At 45.4% G+C, this 24,628-nt stretch carries 13 protein-coding genes; all 13 read right to left on the bottom strand.

All coding sequences use genetic code 11. The annotated features are described in order from the left end of the window. Positions 1–4 precede the first annotated feature (4 nt). On the bottom strand, positions 5–1,570 hold the full coding sequence (locus tag DW039_RS07815) for a sulfatase (protein ID WP_117704112.1): 1,566 nt from the start codon (positions 1,568–1,570) through the stop codon (positions 5–7). A 33-nt stretch (positions 1,571–1,603) separates the two neighbouring features. Further along, complete coding sequence (locus DW039_RS07810; protein WP_057281414.1) at positions 1,604–3,874, bottom strand: glycoside hydrolase family 3 N-terminal domain-containing protein; 2,271 nt, start codon at positions 3,872–3,874, stop codon at positions 1,604–1,606. Between the two features lie 11 nt (positions 3,875–3,885). Beyond that, positions 3,886–4,737 carry an endonuclease/exonuclease/phosphatase family protein gene (locus DW039_RS07805; RefSeq protein ID WP_117704111.1) on the bottom strand — a complete coding sequence of 284 codons (852 nt, stop codon included), beginning with the start codon at positions 4,735–4,737 and terminating at the stop codon, positions 3,886–3,888. Positions 4,738–4,799: 62 nt separating this feature from the next. Next, positions 4,800–6,131, bottom strand: coding sequence for a glucoamylase family protein (locus tag DW039_RS07800; RefSeq protein ID WP_057256703.1), 1,332 nt, complete (start codon positions 6,129–6,131; stop codon positions 4,800–4,802). A 67-nt stretch (positions 6,132–6,198) separates the two neighbouring features. Then, complete coding sequence (locus tag DW039_RS07795; protein WP_227239046.1) at positions 6,199–7,707, bottom strand: RagB/SusD family nutrient uptake outer membrane protein; 1,509 nt, start codon at positions 7,705–7,707, stop codon at positions 6,199–6,201. A gap of 25 nt (positions 7,708–7,732) precedes the next feature. Beyond that, positions 7,733–10,738 carry a TonB-dependent receptor gene (locus tag DW039_RS07790; protein WP_057256704.1) on the bottom strand — a complete coding sequence of 1,002 codons (3,006 nt, stop codon included), beginning with the start codon at positions 10,736–10,738 and terminating at the stop codon, positions 7,733–7,735. Positions 10,739–10,912: 174 nt separating this feature from the next. Further along, positions 10,913–12,064, bottom strand: a complete 1,152-nt coding sequence (locus DW039_RS07785; protein WP_064774935.1) for a glycoside hydrolase family 172 protein — start codon at positions 12,062–12,064, stop codon at positions 10,913–10,915. An 18-nt stretch (positions 12,065–12,082) separates the two neighbouring features. Continuing rightward, positions 12,083–13,279 (bottom strand): glycoside hydrolase family 172 protein, encoded by a 1,197-nt coding sequence (locus DW039_RS07780; protein ID WP_081030681.1) that lies wholly within the window; start codon positions 13,277–13,279, stop codon positions 12,083–12,085. Positions 13,280–13,314: 35 nt separating this feature from the next. After that, positions 13,315–14,880: an arylsulfatase gene (locus tag DW039_RS07775; RefSeq protein WP_081030682.1), complete on the bottom strand. Its 1,566-nt coding sequence runs from the start codon at positions 14,878–14,880 to the stop codon at positions 13,315–13,317. A gap of 47 nt (positions 14,881–14,927) precedes the next feature. Beyond that, positions 14,928–17,579: a glycoside hydrolase family 2 TIM barrel-domain containing protein gene (locus tag DW039_RS07770; RefSeq protein WP_117703837.1), complete on the bottom strand. Its 2,652-nt coding sequence runs from the start codon at positions 17,577–17,579 to the stop codon at positions 14,928–14,930. 152 nt (positions 17,580–17,731) lie between these two features. Continuing rightward, positions 17,732–20,023, bottom strand: coding sequence for a beta-glucosidase BglX (gene bglX, locus DW039_RS07765; protein ID WP_057258866.1), 2,292 nt, complete (start codon positions 20,021–20,023; stop codon positions 17,732–17,734). 167 nt (positions 20,024–20,190) lie between these two features. After that, a complete protein-coding gene (locus DW039_RS07760) occupies positions 20,191–23,028 on the bottom strand; it encodes a hypothetical protein (RefSeq protein ID WP_080545844.1) in 2,838 nt (945 codons plus the stop codon). Positions 23,029–23,149: 121 nt separating this feature from the next. Continuing rightward, positions 23,150–24,547 carry a DUF5723 family protein gene (locus tag DW039_RS07755; RefSeq protein ID WP_207810774.1) on the bottom strand — a complete coding sequence of 466 codons (1,398 nt, stop codon included), beginning with the start codon at positions 24,545–24,547 and terminating at the stop codon, positions 23,150–23,152. Between the last annotated feature and the right edge of the window lie 81 nt (positions 24,548–24,628).

Genomic DNA, 24,628 nt, shown 5'->3' with positions numbered 1-24,628 from the left:
CTTTTCAGCGGCATAACTCCTGCGGCACATCGTATTCTTTTTGCAAGCGTGCCAGTTCAGCCTTCAGTTCGGTGGTAATCTTCTCCATTCCCTTCTTCCCATAAAGATTGTGCATCTCTTCAGGGTCTGTCTTGAGATCATAAAGTTCCCAATTGTCATCCACGTAGAAGTGCATCAGCTTGTAGCGTTCCATCTTCACACCGTAATGGGCACGCACGCTGTGGAAGCCGGGAAACTCATAATAGTGATAGTACAAGGACTTACGCCAGTCGCGCGGTGTCTTGCCTTTTTCCACCAGTTCCTTGAACGAAACGCCCTGCATGTCCTGCGGAATGGAGATGCCGCACATATCAAGGAAAGTAGGAGCAAAGTCGATGTTCTGGGTCAGACCTGTAACTTGCGTACCCGGTTTGATATGTCCCGGCCAGCGCATCACCATCGGCATACCAAAAGACTCTTCGTACATGAAACGCTTGTCAAACCAGCCATGTTCGCCCAAGTAGAAGCCTTGATCGGTGGTATAGACTACAATCGTATTCTTGTCCAACCCCGTACGTTTGAGATAGTCCAGTATCTCGCCCACACTCTCGTCCACACTTGCTACACAAGCCATGTAGTCTTGCAGGTAACGTTGGTATTTCCATTCAGCCACTTCCTTAAATGAACGTGGCTTGGAATAGAACTCATTATTTCGATCGCGGTAAGCATCAAGGAAACGGCGGCGTTCTTCCGGTGTCATTGTTCCCATGAAAGCGTGCGGCCAAGGGTCAAAGAGCAGGCTGTCGCTATCGATACCCGCAACCATCTTCAAATCGTGACCTTCGTACATGTCACGGTATATACTCATCTTCTGCATCTGTGCTGCGTAACGTCCCTCATAGGCATCGTAATAATTATCGGGAAGCGGGAACTTGGCGTGTTCATACAAACGATAATGCCGTTCGGCAGGTACCCAATTGCGGTGAATGGCTTTGTGGTGCATCATCAGGAAGAACGGCTTGTTCTTGTCACGACCGTTGTCCATCCATTCCTCACAATATTGAGTAATGAGGTCGGTCACATATCCTTTATGAATAGTAGTGTCCCCCTCGGTAATGAACTGTGGGTTACAGTATTCGCCTTGGTCATTGAGAATCATCCAATGGTCAAATCCCGTCGGCTTGGAAATAAGATGCCATTTACCGATGACGGCAGTCTCATAGCCGCCTTGTTGCAACAGTTTAGGCAACGTCTGCTGAGAGCCGTCGAAACCTAGTGCCCAATTCTTCATGAAGCCGTTCTTATGGCTATGCTTGCCAGTAAGTATCGCGGCGCGACTGGGGCCTGAAATAGAATTGCAGCAATAATTATTCCAGAACACAGCTCCTTCCTGCCCGATACGGTCAATATTAGGAGTAGGTGCCACTTTACCTATAGGATGACCATAGATACTCATAGCCTGCTGTGCATGGTCATCACTCATGATAAAAATAATGTTAGGACGTTCACCGTCTTGTCTGCTTTGTTCCTGAGCCTGAACAGCAGGAACCAATGGAAGCATGGCAAGTCCTAAAGATAGTTTATGATTCATCATCTTCAATGATTTATAAGATTTTTCAATTTATCATATCAACGTAAAAACAGATTCATTCCGCTCATCTGCCGACGATGTTCCTACCCAGAGCCGGAATTCCCCCGGTTCCACCTGCATCTTCATATCAGCACCACAAAAGGCAAGGTCTTCTTCAGTCAGCACAAATGTCAGCGACTTCTTCTCGCCAGCCTTGAGATACAGCTTTTGAAAACCCTTCAATTCTTTCACCGGACGAGTCACACTTCCCACAAGGTCGCGAATATAAAGCTGTACCACCTCTTCACCACCGACTTTACCGATATTGGCTACATCCACTGTAACGGTAAGTGTTTCCCCCTTTTTCAGCTCCTCCTTGTCCAATTTCAAGTTATCCACCTCAAAGCTAGTATAACTTAAGCCATATCCAAAAGGATAAAGCGGAGAATTGGGACAGTCAATATAAGAAGACTTGTAGTCCATCTTCGGATTGTCCGGAGGAAGCGGTCGTCCGGTGTTCTTGTGGTTATAGTAAAGCGGGAGCTGCCCCACCGAACGTGGAAAACTCATTGTCAGCTTTCCGGCAGGATTATAGTCGCCTGCGATGACATCGGCAATGGCATGACCACCCATCGTGCCCGGATACCAGGCTTCGAGAATAGCATCCATATTCTCGTCCTCCCAAGTAAGTTCCAGCGGACGACCGTTCATCAATACCAATCCGATGGGCTTACCCGTTTTCTTAAGTTCCTTCAGCAAGTCGCGCTGCGAAGCAGGCAGGGTGATGTCCGTGCGGCAAGCAGCCTCGGCACTCCAGTTCTGGTCTTCACCGGCAGCAACCAGAATGACATCTGCCTGACGAGCCACGGACACAGCTTGTGCAAATCCTGCAGTTCCAGGCTTGCGAAGATCGCAGCCTTCGGCATAAAGAAAACGTACGTTCGAGTTTCCGTACTTTTTTTCCAACCCTTCAAAAAGAGTGACACTCCGTTGACGGTCTCCCCGTCCACCCCAACCACCGTTCACACTGTTACGTTCTTTCACCATAGGGCCTATCAAAGCTACAGTCTTACGTTCGGAGGGTTGTATCGGGAAAAAGTTATTCTCATTCTTCAACAATACTACCGACTTACGAGCAGCATCGCGCGCTGCTTCCAAGAACTCGGGTTTCATGATAGTAGCCTTCTCACGCTCCTCATTCAGATAGCGGTAAGGATCGTCCATAATGCCTAAAAGGAATTTCATCTCCAGAATGCGGCGTACGGCATTATCAATGGTTTCTTCGTTCACCTTGCCCTCTTTCACGGCTTGCAGCAGATGTGCATGAAACACACCTCCGGTCATATCCATCTCGATGCCCGCATTGGCAGCCAACTCGGCGGCATGAGCCTCGTCGCGTGCCACGCCATGGGGAACAAGCTCATTGATAGCCGTATAATCCGTCACTACAAAACCGTTGAACCCCCACTCATCACGAAGCACATCCTGATAAAGGAATTTACTGGAAGTGCAAGGCACACCGGAAATCTCATTGAAGGCAGTCATGAAAGTAGCCACACCCGCATCTTTGGCAGCCTTGAAAGGCGGGAAATAAATATCGCGCAAAGAGCGCTCAGACACATCAGTCGTATTATAATCACGACCAGCTTCAGCAGCACCATATGCACAGAAGTGTTTGGCGCAAGCCAGCATCTTGTCCAGCCGCATCAAGTCTTCGGGCTTCTCACCCTGGAAACCGCGTACACGTGCGGCAGAGAGCAATGAACCCAGATAAGGATCCTCACCAGAGCCTTCCATTACCCGTCCCCAACGTGCATCACGTGAAATGTCCACCATGGGGGCAAAAGTCCAGTTAACACCCACTGCCGAAGCTTCGGCAGCGGCAATGGACGCACTTCTTTCTGCCAGTTCGGCGTCCCAGGCACACGACTCGGCCAAAGGAATAGGGAATATCGTTTTAAAACCGTGTATCACATCGAAAGCAAAGAGCACTGGAATCTTCAACCGGGATTCCGCTAGTGCCGTCTCTTGTGTCTTGCGGATGGCGGCAGAAGAAGTGGCATGGAAAAGACTGCCTATGTATCCTTTCTTCAATAGAGGTTCAATGTCCGTATTTACTTGCGGACCGGTCACAATATCGCTCTTGGCAGAATATTGGGTCATCTGACCTATTTTCTCTTCAAGTGTCATCAAGGCAAGTACAGAATCGACACGCTCTTCTATCCGTTTGTCACCGCTGTAACTCTGCCAATCACCGGCTCCTGAAGTACATGCCATACCCACAGAAAGTATCAGGGCAGCTCCAATCAATAATTTCTTTTTCATAGTAAATGCTTTTATAGTTTTAAGATAGCCATTACGGGAGCATGATCGGAGAGATAGCCGTTGTCCGGCTTATCATCAATGGTTCGGTAACGCTCCACCTCTACAGCACCTTTTATAAAAATAAAATCTATCAACCTACGTTTCTCTACCGGGATGCGCCCGAAGTCATGGAAACTCCATGTCGGTCCGTAAGCGACTTTCGCCGTAACGCAAGCATTCTTCATTCCACCTTCCGTCAATACAGTGACCGGCTCGGAATCTACCGTTCCATTAAAGTCTCCGGTAACAATTACCGGAAGGTCACCCGCCATTTGTTTTATCTTCTCAAGTATCAGCACGGCACTTTCGCGACGTGCCACTTTACCTACATGATCGAAATGAGTATTGAAAGCAGCTATTTCCCTACCACTCACCTTGTCTTTCAGTACCGCCCAAGTCACAATACGCTCGCAAGCCGCATCCCAGCCTTTCTTTCCGATGGAATCAGGAGTTTCACTCAGCCCAAAATTTCCACTCTTCAATAGTTCGAAACGGTCTGTCTTATAGAAAAGAGAGCAATACTCACCTTTCTCTTCTCCATCTACACGACCTACACCGAGAGCGGTATATTGCGGAAGACGCTCCTTCAAGTCATCGAGTTGGTTCTTCACCACCTCTTGCATGCCTATAATGTCCGGAGCATAATAAGCAATCATTTGTGCCGCATGGTCCTTGCGGTATTTCCAATTGTTCATACTGTCCGCCACATGATCCAAACGGATGTTGAACGACATCACCTCTACTTTGGCTTCCGGTTGCCTGCCGCACGAGGCGACAAGCAATGCGAAAACAACCAATACACTATTGACAAACACGTTTTTCATGGTTACAAACCTTTTTAATCTATGTAAAACCTAATCAGAATCAAAGAATCCTATCAAACAACCTAATCGACCTTGTTCAAATAAGGAGAAGTAAAGCCTAATCTCCTCAAACCCTTCTGGACATCGGGATGACTCATGAAAAGTTTCCAAATCAAACCGGTACGATAGTTCTCTATCATCACAATAATCGGCCCTTGGTCAATGGCAAGATACGAAGGTGCAAACCAATTCTCCGTCAAATTGAACGCATCCTTGAAACCATATTCACCCCAAAGACGGTCACCCAACTCTTCATAGAAATAACGCATGGCTTCCAAAGAATATTCAGGTGCATATGGAATAGAGGAAAGAGCAGCGGTAGGTGTAATCACACCACGGTCATTACCGGGACTATGGGCAGAATAACCTTTGTCACCGTCACTGGCAGTCAATCCCCAACATTTTTCGCCGTAACCCTTGTAACCCTTCGGATTGTCAATGCAGTAGGCACGGTTAATCAAGGTATGAGCCTTCATCTGTTCCTCGTAATCGGCATAACGATCTTTCAAGCCACGTGGGTCAAGCCCCATGTAAGAATAATGAGTGAAGAAGAGAGGACCTCCCTTTCCGTGGTTGTTTCCAAGAGGAAGCTTGATGCCGTAATACTCCCGACCGTTCAGAAAAGTATTCGCATTGGCCCAGCCTTTATGATAAACGCTCTCGGCAATCGGATAAGTAGGGGAAGACGCGCCCAAAATGTAAACAATGTGACACTCGTTATGACCTTTAATCTGATGATTCATCGCCCATCCGTTGTTTGGCGACCAATGCCAATACATCACATCTTGTCCCTGAGTAAAAAAGTTCCATTCTGCTTGACGCCACAGATTATTGATTATCCCGCGGATACGGTTTTCCGTTGGATTATCCTTTGTAAAATACTGATGGGCAGCCAACAAGCCTTCGAACATGAAAGCGGATTCTACAATATCCGCTCCATCGTCCTTACGACTGAAAGGAATGGTCTTGCCGGTTTTACCGTTCATCCAATGTGCCCACATGCCGTGATAGCTGTCGGTATTCTTGTCGCTCAGAAAGCGGACTATCTTCAACATACGTTCAGCGCCCTGTTCGCGAGTGACAAAACCACGCTCTATACCGACAATGATAGCCATCACTCCGAAACCCGAGCCACCGATGGTAGCTGTCTCGGCACCTCCGTTGCTCCGTTCATGCGCCAATCCTGATTCGGGATGGGCAAAATCCCAAAAGTAACGGAAAGTTTGCTTCTGGACAAGGGTCATGAGTTCATCATCGGAGAGTTGCTTTTCTGTCACACCAGATGGTGGATTTATGGCATTTACCGAGCACGAACAAACCCCAAAAAACAAGAAAAAAAGAAATATATTTTTCATAATACCTATTTTAAACATTTTAATCACATAAGAAGTAGGAGTAGCCTTAGGCTACTCCTCACACACCTTATTTATTTTGCTTCAATATTCCTTGAGAAATATCAATCTGCTTCTGTGGAATGTAGAATGTGGAATGCTGGCTCATATTGAAGTTTGTCTTTCCATGGGCCTTCAGCATCTTTTCTGCATATCCGGGAACAACTTTATCAGCCCGAATCAAATCAAAGAAACGGTGTCCTTCCATTGCTAATTCAATGCGGCGCTCATTCCATATGATTTCACGCAACTTTGCCTTATCCCTCTCTGTTATTTTAGGTAATACAGTGGGATCATCACCGGACTTACGAGCACGGTCTCTGACCAATTCCAATTTAGCCAGGGCGTCATCTACTAATGGGTCGCTTTCACCATTTGCCAACTCATTGCAGGCCTCAGCATACATTAACAGTACATCCGCATAACGCAGAAAATACAAGTGGCAATTTTGTTTAGCAAAATTATTGGCATTCCAATAAGTTGTAGGCCACATTGTCTTTTTATTGGCACGCGGTTGTACTCCCGGTTCGTCCTTGAAGTTTATAACCCCAACTCCTTCCATATTTTCGCCATCGTAAATGATAGTAGCCTCCCGTCTCGGATCACCTGATTCATAAGCCTTATCCAAAGATTCTGACGGAGAACAGAATCCCCAACCTTTGAAACCTCTGACACCTTGCCACTTCACATATTCGGAAGCCTTATCTCTCGTCTTGTCTGATCCCCACAAATACTGGTCGGCCAGCATCACTTCATCAGAATAATAAGAATCCGGGCTAAACAAATCACGGTAATTGTGATGCAGGTTATATTCTCCCCTACTTATTACCTGCCCTGCATATTGTTTTACACTTGCATAATCTTGACGGAACAAATAAACTTTAGCCAACAAGCCTTCTGCAGTTCCTTTCGTAACTCTTCCTCTCTCAGCAATCCCCCATTCATCACGGGTTGGCAAATTCATTGCCGCATAGGACAAGTCATCAATAATCTGCTGATAAATAGCTTCTTCAGAAGCGCATGGCTGATCATATTCATCGGGATTCTGAACTTTAGTAACCAAAGGTACGCCACCGTAAGTTCTCACCAAGTTAAAGTAAAAGAAACCACGGAAAAAACGTGCCTGTGCAATGCTTCTAATCTTTAACTGCTCATCTTTCAACACATCCAAGTTATCCAATGCTACGTTACAGAATCCGATTCCTTTATAATTTCCGGTCCACCAGCCGTTCAATTCAGAAGTATAAACATCATAAGTAAAATCATTCAATGAATTCACGCGAGCATAACTACCATCTGCCGGTGAACTTCCTGTATCAGAATTGTCACTCGGCACCTCCATAATGCCAAACCAAGAAAAGCCGATCAAGTCCCAACTTTTCATTTGAGAATATATAGCATTAATTCCCATCAAAGCACCTTCTTCTTCCCCGAAGAAAATATCTTGCGTCAATTTCCCTTGCGGCTTTGTATCCAAAAAATCAGAACAAGAGGTAAAAACCAATGCTGAAGCTAATAAAAGTGAATATATCTTTTTCATAATCATTTCCTATTTTTATTTTCCATTAGAATGTAAGATTCAAGCCAAAACGGCAGGTAGCGGTAATCGGATAAATATCACGGTCAAGCCCCCCTAAGATTTCAGGAGTAAATCCGTTATAATTCGTAAAATAAAGCAGGTTATTACCTGAGAAGTACAATCTCAAATTCTGGATATGCACTTTTTGCATCAAGTTTTTTGGGAATGTATATCCAAATTCCACAGTCTGTAACTTCACATAGTTGCCACTCTCAACATAACGGTCGGAAACAAAATAATTGTTACCCTCAAATGTCATGCGCGGAATGGAAGTATTCCTATTGTTTTCAGTCCATCTATCCAAGAACGAACGATCCCAGTTATCAACACCAGCATTTCTTTCAGCTTGTTTGGCATTATAAATCTTATTACCAAAATTACCCTGCAAATCAATTGACAAATCAAAGCCTTTCCAAGCGGCAGTTATGCCCAAACCACCGATAAACTTCGGAGTAGGAGAGCCTAAATCCGTACGGTCTTCAGCAGTTATATATCCATTGCCATCCGTATCTGCATAAATCAGATCACCCGGAGCTACATTTGCCTGATACTTCTTCTTCGCATCACCGGAAGCAGCCGCAGCCATCGCATTATACTGCTCAATCTCCTCATTACTTTGGAAAATACCAATAGTCTTGTAACCATAAAAATACTTGATTGGCATTCCTTCTTCTGTCATATGAACACTTTTTCCGGAACCTATATCCCCACTGGTGATACGTTTACCTCCCAAATTAGTCACCTCATTCTTAATTGTAGTTCCAGTCAAGCGGATGCCATAACGAAAATCCTTAAACGAGTCTTCCCATTTCACCGTAAAATCAAGTCCAGAGTTACGTACTGATCCCACGTTTGTTTCTACAGAGGCAAGTCCTACAGAAGCAGGAACATCCACATTTACCAACATTTCTTTTGTATCTCTTCTGTAATAGTCAAACTCTAAAGAAAAGCGATTATTGAACAAGCCTAAATCAAAACCAAGATCCAACTGCTCTGAACGTTCCCAATGGATTTGTGTATTATAAAGAGAAGTTACAGTACCACCAGAATAATAATCACCACCAAATACAGCATCATAAGTAGGGTCTACATTAGCCAATGCATAATATTTGTCATTACCAATCTTATCATTACCAATTTGCCCCCAGCTACCTCTAATCTTCAAGTTACTCAACCATTCAACATTATCTTTAATAAAAGCTTCTTCAGAAATCCTCCATCCGGCAGCTACTGACGGAAAATATCCCCAACGGTTATCCGGTCCAAACTTCGAAGAGCCATCGGCACGTATAGAAGCCGTCAACAAATATCTGTCCATTAAAGCATAGTTGGCACGGAACAAGTAAGACATCATGGCTTCATGTTTTCCATTATTCTCAAGTCCACGTGTATCGCTTGAAGACTGATCCAAATACCAATAGTCTTCCACTTCTGAGAAGAAATTACGTCCTGACCCGCCTAACTTTTCATTAGTGTATTTTTGAGCAGTAATACCACCCAAAAGATTCAGACGATTTTTATCATTGATTTGCCAATCATAAGTCAAGATATTCTCCCACAGCCAAGTAAAATCTCTAGTCCATGTTTTAGACAAGCTGTTCTCATCTACCTTTTGATACTCCGAGATATAATACTTAGGAGTAAAATTACGACTTCTACCATTAATATAATCAATGCCCAAGCTGGTCTTAAAATTCAACCCTTTAATAACTTCCCAATTCAAGAATGCACTACCCACAATTCTATCTTTCCAATTATCACTATTCATATAATGGAGGGTAGCAAGCGGATTAGCAGTAGATGCCACCTGAGGATCGGAGAAATTACCATTCTCATCATAAGGAGTAATGATAGGGCTCAGTTTATAAGCGGATTTTACAACTCCCTTATTTTCATTTTTTGTATGACTGAAAGAAGCCGATAAGTTATGCCCGATAGTCAAATGTTTGTTTATTTTATATGAATTATTGGCACGCAAAGTAAAACGGTCATAAGAATTTTCCTTTATGATACCATCCTGTTGGAAATATCCGGCACTCAAATTATAACGTACCTTTTCTGTTCCGCCACTAACAGCAACTTGATAATCACGGACAGACGCTACTCGGAAAATCTCATCGAACCAATTGGTCCCTTTTCCGAAAGAAGCCGGGTCATCATAAACAAGACCGCCATCTGGATTAATATTCAAGTTAGCTTCATTTTGCAGCATAGCATATTCAGAAGCCGTACACATCTCAAATTTACCGCTATTTTGGAACTGAAATCCTTCACTGGCAGTAATGTTCACCTGTGCTTTACCTTCAGCACCTTGCTTGGTGGTAACAATGATTACACCGTTAGCACCGCGAGAACCATACATGGCAGTAGCAGAAGCATCCTTCAATACCTCCATGGACTCAATATCATGGTTACTCAGGAATGATATATCGTCCATAAACATTCCATCAACCACATAGAGCGGATTGCTATTATTAGTAGTACCGATACCACGAATGCGCACTTCAGGAGAGCTACCCGGAGCACCGCTTGCAGAGATAAATACACCGGACACACGACCTTGCAACGCGTTAGCCACATTAGGTGTAGAAATCTTTTTCAAATCATCGCTCTTGATAGAACCAACAGCACCGGTCAAGTCTGATTTACGCTGTACACCATAGCCTACAACTACAACTTCATCGATCAACATATTGTCTTCTTGCATTACTACATTAATAGTAGTACGACCATTCACTGCTATTTCTTGGTCTTTCATACCAATATAGCTATAAAGCAAGACAGCGTTACTGGGAACATTGGTAATCTTATAATCACCATCAAGTCCAGTAACGACTCCTTGCTGAGGAGCCCCCTTTACCGAAACTGTAGCACCAATAACAGTCATTCCCGTCTTGTCGGAAACGACACCCGAAACCGTAATTTTGTTCTGCGCCATCGAAACAACGGCAAACAGCAACATCACACATGTAATTAATAAATTTTTCTTCATTTTGTATTGATTTAAAATTCTTTTGCAAAAGTATAGGAGCAATTGATGTATGTCAAAAAACAAACTATCACAAGATTACCACAACCTGCTCAAGCACTACAACGTAACTACTACAGCATTGTATAAAATACTAATTTCCAATAATATACACTAGGAAGTTATTTAAAAAATTATTCAGACTGCAGGCCTATCCAAATAGAAATATGCTGTTGAAGTTACATGATCTTGGCGGTAGAAATTAACAAATCCTGGCGGAAAGTCTTTATCCGTGATATGTAGGTCTGAATTTTCATCTAATAAACGATAGAATTTCAGTTTACCGCTTCTATCTATAGTAACCGGTACAAGAGGAACCTTCGCCTTGTACAGTTCGAGTACCTTTTGATATGGAGCACCTCCAATCTGCTGCAATGTAACTCTTATATCATGATGAAAATAAATCGGGTCCTGCACGTGGAAACGATACATACTCCACCAACAACTGTCCGCATTTGCAATCGGACAACCTTGATAACGGTGGGAATACTCGCCCTGCCCCCAAGCCGTACCAATATAGTCTTCAACTCCCGTACCACTCAATGTGGGAAATTCCTTATCTCCGTCAATGTAGAACTTGATTTCACCTTCTCCCCACCAAGTAGTTTCATACGCCTTATTGGCAAAGATACCCAAGCTTACCCCCAAAAAGCGCCCCCTGCCCGATAGTTGGGGAAGAACAGTATAATCCACTCCCAACTTGGTGGATTTGTCTTCACGCCAGACAGCATGAAAATAGCTCATCTCCGAATCCCATTCCGGCAATTTAGTAAAGTTAATATCATAAAACAAGTGTGTCAGGTCCTCATCCGAGGTATTCACAAACACCACTTTGGCACCGGTGCGGTAAGGCATCGGAATAGAACAGTTAAAAGAACGCTTCTCCGGATTAGAAAAGAAACAGTTCTCAAAACGAGATGTACGTGACAGCGGATTCCCAAAAAAATCTCCCAATGGGACATCCACTGCCGGAACAACAGAATTATCCCAATAAAACTTGATACGCAACGCACGAAGCATCTTAGGGTTACGTTTGCTGACTGTCAGCCAAATACGGTTAATGATCCCGGGTCCTTGCTGAGACAACAAAACACAGCTGTCTCCCGCCATGATTCTGCCGAAAGCACTTCCTTTTGCACCTTTATTGACTTGAGCTGCCGTTCCCTTGGCACCGGTAGGATTTTCAAAACTTGTCCACCGCGTTTCATGACCTTCAGGCACTTTCCATATTTGGGCATGCCCCAAAAGAGTAAATGCTAATAAAACAGATATAACTAATAATGTCTTCATTTCATATCCTCCAGCAATTTATTCATTTCCCCAAAGGTCCGCTTTGTTCCCCTTGTTCTTTCTCCATTCATGACGCCATTTGTGCATCATCACATTGTTTACCATCGGCTTCAGCTTACGGCCCTCCTTGTCGGGAATGGCCGGGACAGCCGTCGCCTTGTCCTGATACCAGTATGCAACGGTAGCCAGGTCGAGCGTCAGGCAATTGTTGTGTCCATGCTCGATGGTGGCTTTCAGCCCTTTCTCGAAGAAGACGGGATCCTGAATAAAGAACCGATAGACATGTGTACGCCCCAAGAATCCGACATCATTATTCACACGTGGATAGCCGAAGTAGATATGCTGGTAGGGCTCTTTCGGGCACCAGGCGGTGTTGAACAAGTCTTCCGTACCGGTGCCTATCAAGGAAGCCTGTTTTTCACCGTCGATGAACCACATGTCATCGCCTTCACCATACCACATGGGGGTAGGGCACTGTACATAATAGTTCAATCCCACAAAATGGCCCTTTCCCTTGATATCGGCAAACACATAATTGTCGGCTCCGTCCTTATTCTCCGTCTGCTTACCCACGGAACCCCACTCGGTCTCCCCTTCGGGAAGCGCTTCGGTAATCTCACGGTTGAACCACGCATGGAAACGTCCCATGTCCTTGGGCAGTTCCTTCATCTCCACATAGTCTATGTAGTAGTAGAAGGCGCCGATGTTGACATCCGTCTGATTCTCTATCTCAATGCGCGCACCTTTGGCAAAAGGCATGGCGAAATAGCTGCACAAACCCGTACCACCGTTGGGACCGGAAGAAAGGGCAAAAGAAGCATAGTTATACTGTTCGTTCCATCCCTGGCCGAAAAAGGGACCGATGGGGGACACGACAGAAGGCTCGTCGCTGCCGTCCCAGTACATCCGAAGGATGATGTCGTTACGGGAAAGCTGGCGCGGTCCCGGAGACATCGTTATCCAGATATGGTTGATTACGCCTGCCCCCTTGATGTCGGCCAAGACAGCCGTTTCGCCCGGCTTGATGGCCTTCAGGTGGTCACGGTTGTTGCCCGTACGGTCATAACTGCTGACACGGCGGTTGCGCAAGCCTTCCTTCATCTTGGCAAGGTCATACATTTCACTAGACATATTGGTCTGCGCAAAAGCGCTGCCTACTCCCATCAAAAGGGAGAATAAACCTACAAAAAACTTTTTCATCATGGTATTCTTCATTTTTCAAATTATGTTTTTCATCAATCTATCGGTTGTCACTTTCTTGTGGCATCCGACTTCCTTATCTTCTCCTCCAGTATCCGCGCCAGCCTGCGTGCCACTTTGGGATGCTGTTCATACACATTTGTGGTCTGGTATGGGTCTTCCTCCAAATTATAAAGCTGCACAGAGGGTGCATCCGGCTTTATCCGGGCATTTTCTATATCGCTGTTCACCCGATGGGTGAGCTGGAAAGCGGATGCCCCGCCCAAGTCATGGTCACCGACATTCTTTCCGGTAAATCCGCCGCTGTTTTGCGCCGGAATATAGACCCACTTCCCTTTGCGAATGGAAAGATGGCTCTTTTGGGAAGGACAGATAATAATATGGTCCCGAATCATTTTCCCGGGATTTCCGATAAGGGCAGGAAGCATATTGAAACTGTCCGGCCCGTCCTGCTCCTGCAATTCATATCCTGTGAGGGCAGCCAAAGTGGCAAGCATGTCAACATTGGACATCAACTGGTTGGATACGCTGCCCGCAGGAATCCTACCCGGCCAGCGGGCAATCATAGGAATGCGATGCCCGCCTTCCCAAGCTCCGAACTTGAAACCAAGAAGCTTGCCGTTGATATGGTGTCCTGCCTTCCAAGCTCTCTGCCCTCCATGATTCAGCATTCCTCCGTTGTCACTGGTGAAGATGAGCAGAGTATTTCCCGCCAGCCCTTCCTCATCGAGGGTACGCATAATCTCGCCTACCACCCAGTCCAATTCATGGATTGAATCACCGTAAGGTCCTGCCTCACTGGTACCTACAAAGCGTTCGGCCGGTGTAAAAGGATGATGGATGTTGGTGGTAGCATAATACAAGAAGAAAGGTGAATCCTTATGTTCCTTTATCCACTGCACGGCCCGGTCTTTCAAAGTAGTGGCTACAGCCCTGTCTTTGTACAAACGGTGCGCAGCCGTGGCTCCACCAATAGAGTTGATACCGAATTTTTCATCGAACTCCTCCGTTTCTGCCCTCTTGCCTCTTACAAACGGGTCGTTGGGATCATAACCCACCACATGATGGTTCTCCACATAAACAAAAGGTGGATGACTGTTGAGAATAGGCACACCGAAGTAATAATCGAATCCCAATTCAAGTGGTCCGGGAGCCAGTTCCTTGTTCCAGTCCATCTTTTCGTCCGTACGAAATCCAAGATGCCACTTCCCCACGATGGCAGTGGAATAGCCGGAACGTTTCATCACATCCGCAATTGTGGTGCGTGCCGTATCAATTTGCAGAGTCTGATTCAGGAAGATTGCCCCCCAAATATCCTCACGGCAAGGATATTGACCAGTCATCAGTCCATAACGTGAAGGCGTGGAAACAGCCGAGGATGAATGAGCATCCGTAAAGCTACGGCCTTGCGATGCCAGACGGTCTATATTGGGAGTCTTGACCTTGGTGGCACCGTAACAACCAATGTCGCCATAGCCCAAATCATCAACGTTGATAATGATTACATTAGGCTTGACCTCAGTGGAAGCCGGAGATTGCTGCGCGACGGCAGGCAAAGCGCTGAATCCCATCCCTACTGTGAAGGAGAGAGACCCGGTAAGTAATTTGTGTTTCATATTTCACTCAATTTATCGGTTAATACAACATTATTAAGAATAGAACATCAATGAATCCTGAATATCTTTATCCCATTCAAGAACGTCATCCCTTTCACCGCCTCAAAGTTCACCGTAAGGTTTCCACCGGTTACGGCAACATGCAGTTTCTTGGATATGCAACGGTTCCCGCCTACTTCTATCGCCGGAGAGAAATGATTCAGCCAAGGTCGGTTGTTGACAGAAACATTGAAGACACTGCCGCGGAAATCGGCATTGTCTAGGGTAGCGACAGCTCCCAAATCGTAAGTCACCCGCTCGGAACGTGCGTTCAGGTCAGCAAAAAGAAGTTCCACTTCATAGTCGCCGTCGGGCAAGTCGAAGCGATAGGCCTTGATGTCCTTGCGTTTGGTCTGGAGCAAAGGAACATTACGGGTGTCTTTCACCTCGGCAGTGGTTCCGATACGTCCCGGAGAACGGCGGAAAATCTCTCCACCTATGTAGCCCCAACTTCCAGGAGTATAAGCTTGGTCGGGAAGCCAGCAAAGATCACTCTTGTCATCCGTAAAGAAACAGTTGCTGCCCACGTTCACTGCAAGTTCCAGCTGTCCGGAGCCGACTGCCGCGATATGGCGAGGCTGCATCTTCACAAAAATGTCCGAAACCTGCTCCACCTTCTTCCCATGGCAGATACCTGAAGCCACAAGCGTGTTTCGCCCCGCAACGAGAGGCACTTGCCACACTGCATGGCAATTCTCGATGCCTTGCACGGAGAGCTTCGTGCCGTTGACAGACAACTCCACCTTATCCAGATTGGAATACACTTTCACCGGATGTTCCACCGCTTCACCGTCCGAAACCACAGTCCGATGCTTCCAGTCATCCACAGCAATGTGCAGCACCGGAATATCCTTGCGCAGGAATGCCTGGAAATAATAGAACACATCTTTAGGACGGCGGTCATTGTACATCAGTCCTTTATTATTGATATGCGGCGTAGCCTCCTGGCGACTGGCAGAACTGAAATCAATGAAGTTCCACTCCGTGGCGCCCACTATGAACGGTCGCTTCATGATAGCGGGCAGATAGTATTCGAGGTACAACTGCTGCCATTGCATGGAGAAATCGAATATCTGCGGATCGAGCGACTGCAAGCGCGGGTCGGAACCGGCACCGAACTCACTGATTATTAACGGACGGTGCGGGTATTTACGATGCTCTTCGTCCACAAAGCGGTCGAAAGACTTGAAGTCGTTCTCATACCAGCCCTGATAAAGGTTCCAACCGGAAATGTCGGTGATATTGCTGAGACCGATTTTATTGTAAATCTGATTGCCGTGGTAGGCCATCGTACTCAGACGGTAGGGGTCTTCCCTCTTCAGAGTTTCCTCCAGATGCCGGGCAAGCGCCAAGGTATTCTCGTAGAAACCGTTGAGCCGTTGTTTCTTCACCCGATACTGCAGCTGGATAACAGCCTCGTTCATATACCCCCACATAATGACGGACGGATGGTTGTAATGCTGGCGAATCATTTCGCGCAAGGCGCTTGTGGCATTCGCGCGGAACTCGTCACCCAAAGCTATCAAATCTACTACCGGAATCTCCTCCCATACCAGCATGCCGAGTTCGTCGCAAGCACGCAACACGGCATCGTCCTGTGGGTAATGTGCCAGACGGACAAAGTTCACACCCATGTCTTTCAGCAACTGCATATCCCTGCGGTGCATCTCATCCGAAAGCGCTATGCCTATCGGCATCTGGTCCTGATGACGGCAAGCTCCCATAAGTTTCAGGGGTTCCCCATTCAACTTGAAGCCTTCCTGCGCATCCACGCTGAACCAGCGGACCCCCAAAGGGACACGTGTCTCATCTTTCAACACCTTGCCACGCACATCTTTCAAAGAAACTTTCACGCTGTACAGATAAGGGGAATCGGGCGACCACAACTGTGGCTTTTCCAACTGTAACCGTTCCTCGAAGGCGAACGCCCCGTCGGCATCTATCCGGACGCTGCGCAAAGATTGGGCTACGGTCTTCCCATCTGTATCCAGCACCTCGACGTCCAACTTCAACACCGCACGCCGCACATCACGGTTCACCAAAGTCCCACGCACACTGATTTCTGCCCTATCCTCACTCACGGAAGGCAAATCGACATAAATGCCCGTAGAGGCATAGTCGGTAAGGCTGATGTGCTGCTTTGCAGCACTGATGAGCCACACATTGCGGTAGATGCCGCCAAAGATGGTGAAGTCGCCGGACAAAGGAGGTATCCGGTCGTTCTGATTATTGACGTGCACCATCAGCAGATTCGGGGCATCGGTCCTTACTTTATCCGTAATGTCTACGGTAAAGGCAGAGTAACCTCCTTTGTGGGTAGTGAGCAGCTCGCCGTTGAGGTACACATCTGCCAGAGAATTGACACCATCAAATTTCAGGTAAAGCTGTTTATCCCGCATCTGCGCGGCATCCGTACGGAACTCTTTCTTATACCAGGAAGAAGCCCTGCGGTAGTTACGGGTAGAATAGGCATCCGCATTCCAGGTATGCGGCAGATGTACCTGCTGCCAACCTTCTTCATGGCGTTGCACTTCCTGCAACCGATTGTCATCACATGCGGCATAATACCAGCCGTCATTAAAACTCTGAACCACCCGCCCAGCATTGACAACCGGGTACATGGTGGACAGACACAATATTAATAAAAATATTTTCTTCATGTTTTTCAATAGATCATATTATCTTACACAAGTCAAGCAAATACTGCAAGAATACTGCATATAGTTTGCAGTGAAAATGCAGACAATATGCAGCAACAATGCCATTTCAACGCAGTGGCTCGAATGCTGCATATTGCCGCCTTGGGAATCAGTTAGAGTAACTTGAACGCTGCTTTCTTTACATCCCGGCTACTTCTGCCAATCATCACCTCAAAGTCACCCGGCTCGCATACAAAATCAAGATTGTAGTTGTAGAACTTCAGCAATTCGGGAGTAATCTTGAAAGATACTTTTTTAGATTCGCCGGCTTTCAGGAAAATCTTTTCAAAGCCTTTCAACTCTTTCACCGGACGGGTTACACTTCCCACAAGGTCACGAATATAAAGCTGGACCACTTCGGCACCGTCTCTCTTGCCGGTATTGGTCACAGTCACGGTAGCAGTCAGTTCGCCCTTATCCGTCATGCTAGTCTTGTCCAAAGCCACGTCGCTATAAGAGAATGTTGTATAGCTCAAGCCGAAACCGAAGGGATAAAGCGGTTCATTGTCCATGTCTATATAGTTGCTGCGGAATTTCTGGAACCATGCACCGTCGGCAAGAGGGCGACCCGTGTTCTTGTGGTTGTAGAACAAAGGAATCTGTCCCACGCTCTTCGGGAAAGTCGTAGTCAGCTTTCCGCTCGGGTTCACATCACCAAACAGTACATCGCCGATGGCAAAACCTGCCTCACTGCCCGCAAACCATACATTCAGAATGGCCGGCACGTTTGCCTGCTCCCAGTTCAGTACCAGCGGACGACCGGTAAACAGCACCAGTACCACAGGTTTTCCCGTTTTCAATAATTCCTGTAACAGTATGCGTTGGGTGTCCGTCATTTCAAGATTCGTGCGGCAACTGCTCTCTCCACTCATTTCCGAAGACTCACCGAGCGCAGCCACAATAACATCCGATTTGGCAGCCACGGCAAGAGCCTCGTCCAGCAACTCCTTGTCCGAACGATTGTCACGGTGTAAAGAACGTCCGAACATAGTGGCACGTTTCTCATATTCGGCATCACTCATCAAATTACAGCCTTTCGCAGTCAGTATTTCGGCTTTACCGCCTGCTACCGCCTTCAAACCTTCAGCCAAAGAAGTAGCATTCTTCAATACGGCAGCCACACTCCAAGTACCCGGCATATTACTGCGGCTGTCTGCCAACGGACCTACCACAGCAATAGTGCCCTTCTTGGCCAGCGGAAGCACATTACCCTCGTTCTTCAGCAACACCAAGCTCTCCGAAGCAATCTTACGCGCAACGGCACGATGCTCTTTGGTAAAGATTTGCTTCTTGGCACGCTTCACATCACAGTATTTATAAGGATTATCGAACAAGCCTAACTTGTACTTAGCTTCCAAAATACGGCGACAAGCCGCATTAATAGCTTCTTCTGTCACTTTTCCTTCTGTCAATGACTTCTTGAGCGTACCTACAAATGCATCGCTCACCATATCCATATCGACACCAGCATTCAACGCCAACGCGGCAACAGTCTGCGTATCGCCCATGCCATGGTCGGTCATTTCTGTAATTCCGGTATAATCTGTCACTACAAAACCGTCAAACCCCCACTGCTTACGCAATACATCCGTCATCAACCACTTGTTTCCAGTAGCTGGAATACCATCGACCTCATTGAAAGAAGCCATCGCACTGCCCACACCGGCATCAACCGCCGCCTGATAGGGCAACATGTATTCATTGAACATGCGCTGATGACTCATATCTACTGTATTATAGTCACGTCCTGCCTCGCCGGCACCATACAAGGCAAAATGCTTTACACAAGCCATGATCTCATCATTACGGCTCATATCCTTTCCCTGATAACCACGTACCATGGCTTGCGCAATGGCTGCTCCCAGAAACGGGTCTTCACCGTTGCCCTCGGACACACGCCCCCAACGGGCATCACGGCAAATATCCACCATCGGACTGAATGTCCAGCAAATACCGTCGGCGCTGGACTCAATGGCTGCAATACGCGCCGATTCTTCAACCGCCTTCATATCCCATGTACACGATAATCCTAAAGGAATGGGAAACACCGTTTCATATCCATGAATAACATCCATACCAAATAAGAGAGGAATACCCAAACGACTTTCTTCAACCGCCTGCTTCTGTACATCGCGGATACGTTCCACGCCTTTCAGATTGAAAAGCCCGCCCACTTCACCGGCACGAATACGTTTGGCCACATTACTACTTTTAGCCTGACCGGTCGTAATCTCACCGGTAACCGGCAGATTCAACTGACCTATTTTCTCTTCCAGGGTCATCTTCTTCATTAAATCGTCGATGAAACGATCCATATCAACCGGAGATTTCTGTGCATACGTACTAACGGCAGTAAACACCAACAAGACTAAAAATAATTGTAACTTGAAAAGTAAATGCTTCATGTTTTTCATGCTTTTAATTGATAGAAATATTATTTTACTGCAAATAAAAGAAAAGCATGCGACAATCTCCACATCCCGTACTACAACAAAAGTACAACCATCACTAAAAAACAAAAGAGGAAGTACAATATTAGTACTTCCCCCATTAATATTTCACTGTAAAGCAGCTATTTAAAGTTTATAAGAAAATCAGTCAGACTTTCTTCCGGAAGCAGATTGAATTTCTTGCGCAACCGGTATCTTGCAGCATCAACCCCACGCGTGGAAATGTTGAGCAACTTCGCTATCTCCTTTGTCGGCATATTCAAGCGAAGCAATGCGCAAAAGCGCAAATCTCCTGAAGTTAAATCTGTATATTGAAGTTTCAGATTACGGAAGAAATTCTCGTGTATACGGTCAAAATTAGCCTGAAACATAGTCCAATTCTCTTCATCGGACACTATATTGCTATTAACTAAAGTGAGCAGCTTATCCAAGTTCTTACGGCTATACTGTCCTAACAACTTTTGCCGCTGTATCTCTTCTTTCAAGGAACTCAGAAATTCCTGATGGGCGATATTTGTCATTACCACACTGGACAACTCCTTGCTTTTAAAACGCAAATCGGCCTCAAGCTGTTCCTTTTCCAACTCAACAATCTTCTTCTCTTGCCGCTCGAGTTCTGCCTGATGGGCTACGCGCTGCCGTTCAATCACACGGTCTTTCTTTTTCTTCACGAAACGGTAGACCAGATATTGCAATAAAGCCAACAGACACAATCCTGCCAAGATATAACTTCCCACAGCCCAATAAGACAAATACCACGGACGCAAAATCTCAAAAGGAAGCTCTACCGATGCCAAAACTCTATCGGTATCATATATCTCTGCCTGAAAAACATAACTTCCATAGGAGAGCCGAGAATACTTCTTCTGCAAATAGCGTCCACCCGGCATCCATTGGTCAGAATATCCTTCCAACCGATACCTTACCTTATAAGTATAATTACTATAAACCGGATAACACAATGTAAAATTCACCGTATTAAACTCAGGCTCCACCTTGGCTCCCGGCTGCACGACCAATGTTTTCCGCTTACCACTGAATTCATCAATGACCCGCATTCCCGAAATCCATAAAGAGCGTCTGACCCGAGATTTATATAACGAGGAACTGTCCGTCTCAATACGGGCAATGGCATTGTTCAGGCAAAGATAGGAACAGCCATTCCTCACGTCATAAGCCACGCTTCCCCGTTCTTCCACCGTCAGACCGTCAAACAAAGAATATGGAATCCGGAGTTCGATATTGAAAGTATTTATCGCACACTTCACTAAATACACTATCCTATCACCCACAAACCAATAGTAATCTCCGTTCGCACGACTCACTGTCTTGATTCCCTTCAATTCCATCAATTGTTCATTCATTGTTTCATAGGGAACAATCGAATCAGTCATATCTTCGTAAGTATAGAAATATTCCCCATTAGAAAAAACTACCCGACCATTGATTTTGAACAAAGTAAAACTCCCACCTTTCACTTCTCCCAGGCCCTCATACTTCCGTACATCCTTTACCTGCTTCATATCCGGATCAATCCGAAAACGATACAAACCATTCCTTAAGTGTTTCGCCCAGATATTCCCTTGATGGTCCACCTCTATGTGACGGACCATATGACTGAATCCACGCAGAGACCGGATAAAACCATATGCTCCCGAAGTATCTTCCGTATATAGATTTAAAAGCGCATAAGTTCCTTCCAATAAAAAAGATTCTTCCTTCGATTCAATCTTTTCCATACACATCCCTCCCTTTACATCAGATACCAACTTTGACTTCAACCCCGATATAAGGAAAGTTCCTTTGTTATGCCCGCAAAAAATCTGTTTTCCCCATTCATCGACGAACCACGCTTGTTCTTCCAAACCCGGAACTAATTCAGTCTTTCCATCCTTAAGCCAATAAAGTCCCTGATTAGAAGCAATATAAGCTTCATTTTCCCTTACCAGAACATCATATACCATGCCTATTTTACGAAATGGAGGTTCATAATAATAGATTAAAGAATTGTTGTGTATATAGGCAATACCTTCATCCAAAGCTGTCCATATATTGTTGTCATCATCACAATATAATCTCAAAACAGTATTGTTCTGTAGTTTATTATCCGTATTGACCTTCCAAATCAGCTTTCCCTTTTTATCCAACGCATATATGCCATCGGATATTGTGCCAACAACGTAACAACTGTCCTTGGTTATCACCGCACGATTAATGGTATGCTTCCTGAATATATCATCACATTCGGTTTTCCATTTTTCTACCCTCCCATCTCGATAGAGGAGAAAACCTCCCTGATTACGAGTAAGCATTAAAACGGCATCATCATAAGGAAGCCCAGCCAAGACATCGCTATTCCCAAATACCTTTCTGGGAATAAGTTCTTCCATTTTCCTGCCGGAAAAGACACAAAGTCCACCATTTATTCTTTGAGAATAAAAAGTATTTCCAACCTGAAATAAGTTCAGCGGAAGGCTCTTCACCCGAATACCTTCCACAGAATTTCCATTATAAAAAAAGAGAGAACCAAACGATTGAAATACAATTTCCCCTTGAACGCAAACAATGTTCCAGATTTCGTCGTTATGAAAAGTAAAGTCCTTCACCTCATCTTTTAGCGAGTGATATTCAAGGGTATTATAAGGAGTATGAACAAAATAACCGAATTCTTCGTAAGAGCCTACATAAATTTTTCCATCTTCACTGATATATATAGCACGCACAATTCCTTTTGTCGGTAATTCATACAGCCGCCAAGCACTTCCATCAAATTCCAGCAGCCCACTGTTATTACCGAAATACATCACCCCTCTTTCGTCCTGAGCAATGGCCCAATTCTGAATACCGACATTATAATCCGACACCGAATAGCTCCTCACTATAGGAGAAAAAGGTATGGGTGAAGCTTGCAGCAAACTACTGAAAACCAAAGACAAGAAAAACGTTATTGCAATTCTCATGAGTACTGTTTATAGGTATTTACCAGCAAAGATAAAGCTTTTTGCGTTTTCGTAAAAACAAAATCGCAGATTATCCTCTTTTATAGAAAGATAATCCGCGATAATATCCAAATCCAATTTATTAATTTTCAGCAGTTTTCTGTTTTCCCAAAGGAATAGAAACACCCAAGTAAGCATTGACATTCTTCGTATTCTTACCAAAGAACATATAATCTGTTCCTGCAAAGAAGGAACCCAGTTTCAGTGCCAGACCGAAGGTTTTACCGGCTCCTTGAAGTACGGAATAGCTGGCAGCTACATTGAAAGCATTCGTCGGACGGATGCAGGCAGAGAAAGTCAGCTCATTCAAAGTTTTCGGTTTGGCAAAACGACCGGTATACAAGGCACCCACTACCAGCCAATCATTCAGTAAGGCATATTCAGCGCCAAGAACCATTGTAGAAGTCAATCCACGGGTACGGCTCTTCTCAGAAGCCTCCTCCGTCTTGAGCTGCAACATGTCATAGTTAAGAATCTCGCCGCTGTTCACAATATTCATGAACTCCTGCTGCGAGGCCGGGTCAAGAAGATCATAAGTCTGCTCTGCATTGGCTCGCGCTATACAGGTATTCGATTTAGACCATTTGATAAAACCCAAATCAAGAACTGAAGCAGAAAGTGTCAATTTATCCAGTAACTTGTAAGATACTCCCAAATCAATAGCCCCACCATATCCGGCAAAACCGAAACTGCCAAAATCGATTTCATCGATATAATCGCCACTCTCATTCTCGGGAAGCTCCAACAGCTTTGACGAGTTCTCCAAAGTTGCATCCACTTGAATGGAAGCTTTACTCGTCATTCCTGAAGAACCGACAGAAGGAGTTTCCACATGAATCTGGTTGATGTTCAGCTTTAAGTTACCAATACCCAACAGCATCTTCACCTTACCGCCTACAGCCAGCCGGTCTGTTATATTCCTTGCAAAGCCAAGGCCGACTTCCGCATAGGAATTTATCTCAAGCTTCTGTCCATTAATGGTTTCGTTAATACCCAAATAGTCAGAAATATTGTCACCAAACTCCCGGCTGCTCATGTTATTCATAAACTGGAACATGGTTTTCGGTATGGCGGCACCGATATCATTACGCAACCCTACATTGACTGACCAGAAGCTCTTCCCTTTATACCACCCGGCAGACAGAATGTCGGTACTCAAATTCACATTCAAGTTATTGGTAGCATCCAGTCGGTTCATAAAGTCATTGCTCATGAAATAGTCGCTGTCATCACTGTTTTCAATAATGTCCATAATATCCCTATACCCCAGGGAACTGGAGTTGACGGTAGCATTCAGCGAACCTATCACGGGAATATTCAGATAACCGCGTCCCGGCATCAAGGCCGGATTGAGTTGCATACGCTGGTTACTTCCTTCCATAAAGTAGGAAGTGCGTAGGAACTGGGCTTGTCCAGAAAGAGAGAAGCAAAGCAACAATACCACAGACAGCCATACTTTCAGAGAATTCAATTGTTTCATAACCTTGTCAATGTTTTCATTTTCACCTGCAAAAATATAAAACAAGTTAATACCTTACAAACAACTTAACCGGATAGTCGT

Source organism: Bacteroides sp. AF39-16AC, from assembly GCF_003602735.1.
Lineage (GTDB): Bacteria > Bacteroidota > Bacteroidia > Bacteroidales > Bacteroidaceae > Bacteroides > Bacteroides uniformis.
Note: the sequence above shows the minus strand (reverse complement) of the source record. Positions and strands in the feature narration are given on the sequence as shown.

Coding starts and splice junctions, on each gene's coding strand:
- DW039_RS07815 (WP_117704112.1), bottom strand. CDS start 1,570: ATGAATCATAAACTATCTTTAGGACTTGCCATGCTTCCATTGGTTCCT.
- DW039_RS07810 (WP_057281414.1), bottom strand. CDS start 3,874: ATGAAAAAGAAATTATTGATTGGAGCTGCCCTGATACTTTCTGTGGGT.
- DW039_RS07805 (WP_117704111.1), bottom strand. CDS start 4,737: ATGAAAAACGTGTTTGTCAATAGTGTATTGGTTGTTTTCGCATTGCTT.
- DW039_RS07800 (WP_057256703.1), bottom strand. CDS start 6,131: ATGAAAAATATATTTCTTTTTTTCTTGTTTTTTGGGGTTTGTTCGTGC.
- DW039_RS07795 (WP_227239046.1), bottom strand. CDS start 7,707: ATGAAAAAGATATATTCACTTTTATTAGCTTCAGCATTGGTTTTTACC.
- DW039_RS07790 (WP_057256704.1), bottom strand. CDS start 10,738: ATGAAGAAAAATTTATTAATTACATGTGTGATGTTGCTGTTTGCCGTT.
- DW039_RS07785 (WP_064774935.1), bottom strand. CDS start 12,064: ATGAAGACATTATTAGTTATATCTGTTTTATTAGCATTTACTCTTTTG.
- DW039_RS07780 (WP_081030681.1), bottom strand. CDS start 13,279: ATGAAGAATACCATGATGAAAAAGTTTTTTGTAGGTTTATTCTCCCTT.
- DW039_RS07775 (WP_081030682.1), bottom strand. CDS start 14,880: ATGAAACACAAATTACTTACCGGGTCTCTCTCCTTCACAGTAGGGATG.
- DW039_RS07770 (WP_117703837.1), bottom strand. CDS start 17,579: ATGAAGAAAATATTTTTATTAATATTGTGTCTGTCCACCATGTACCCG.
- bglX (WP_057258866.1), bottom strand. CDS start 20,023: ATGAAGCATTTACTTTTCAAGTTACAATTATTTTTAGTCTTGTTGGTG.
- DW039_RS07760 (WP_080545844.1), bottom strand. CDS start 23,028: ATGAGAATTGCAATAACGTTTTTCTTGTCTTTGGTTTTCAGTAGTTTG.
- DW039_RS07755 (WP_207810774.1), bottom strand. CDS start 24,547: ATGAAACAATTGAATTCTCTGAAAGTATGGCTGTCTGTGGTATTGTTG.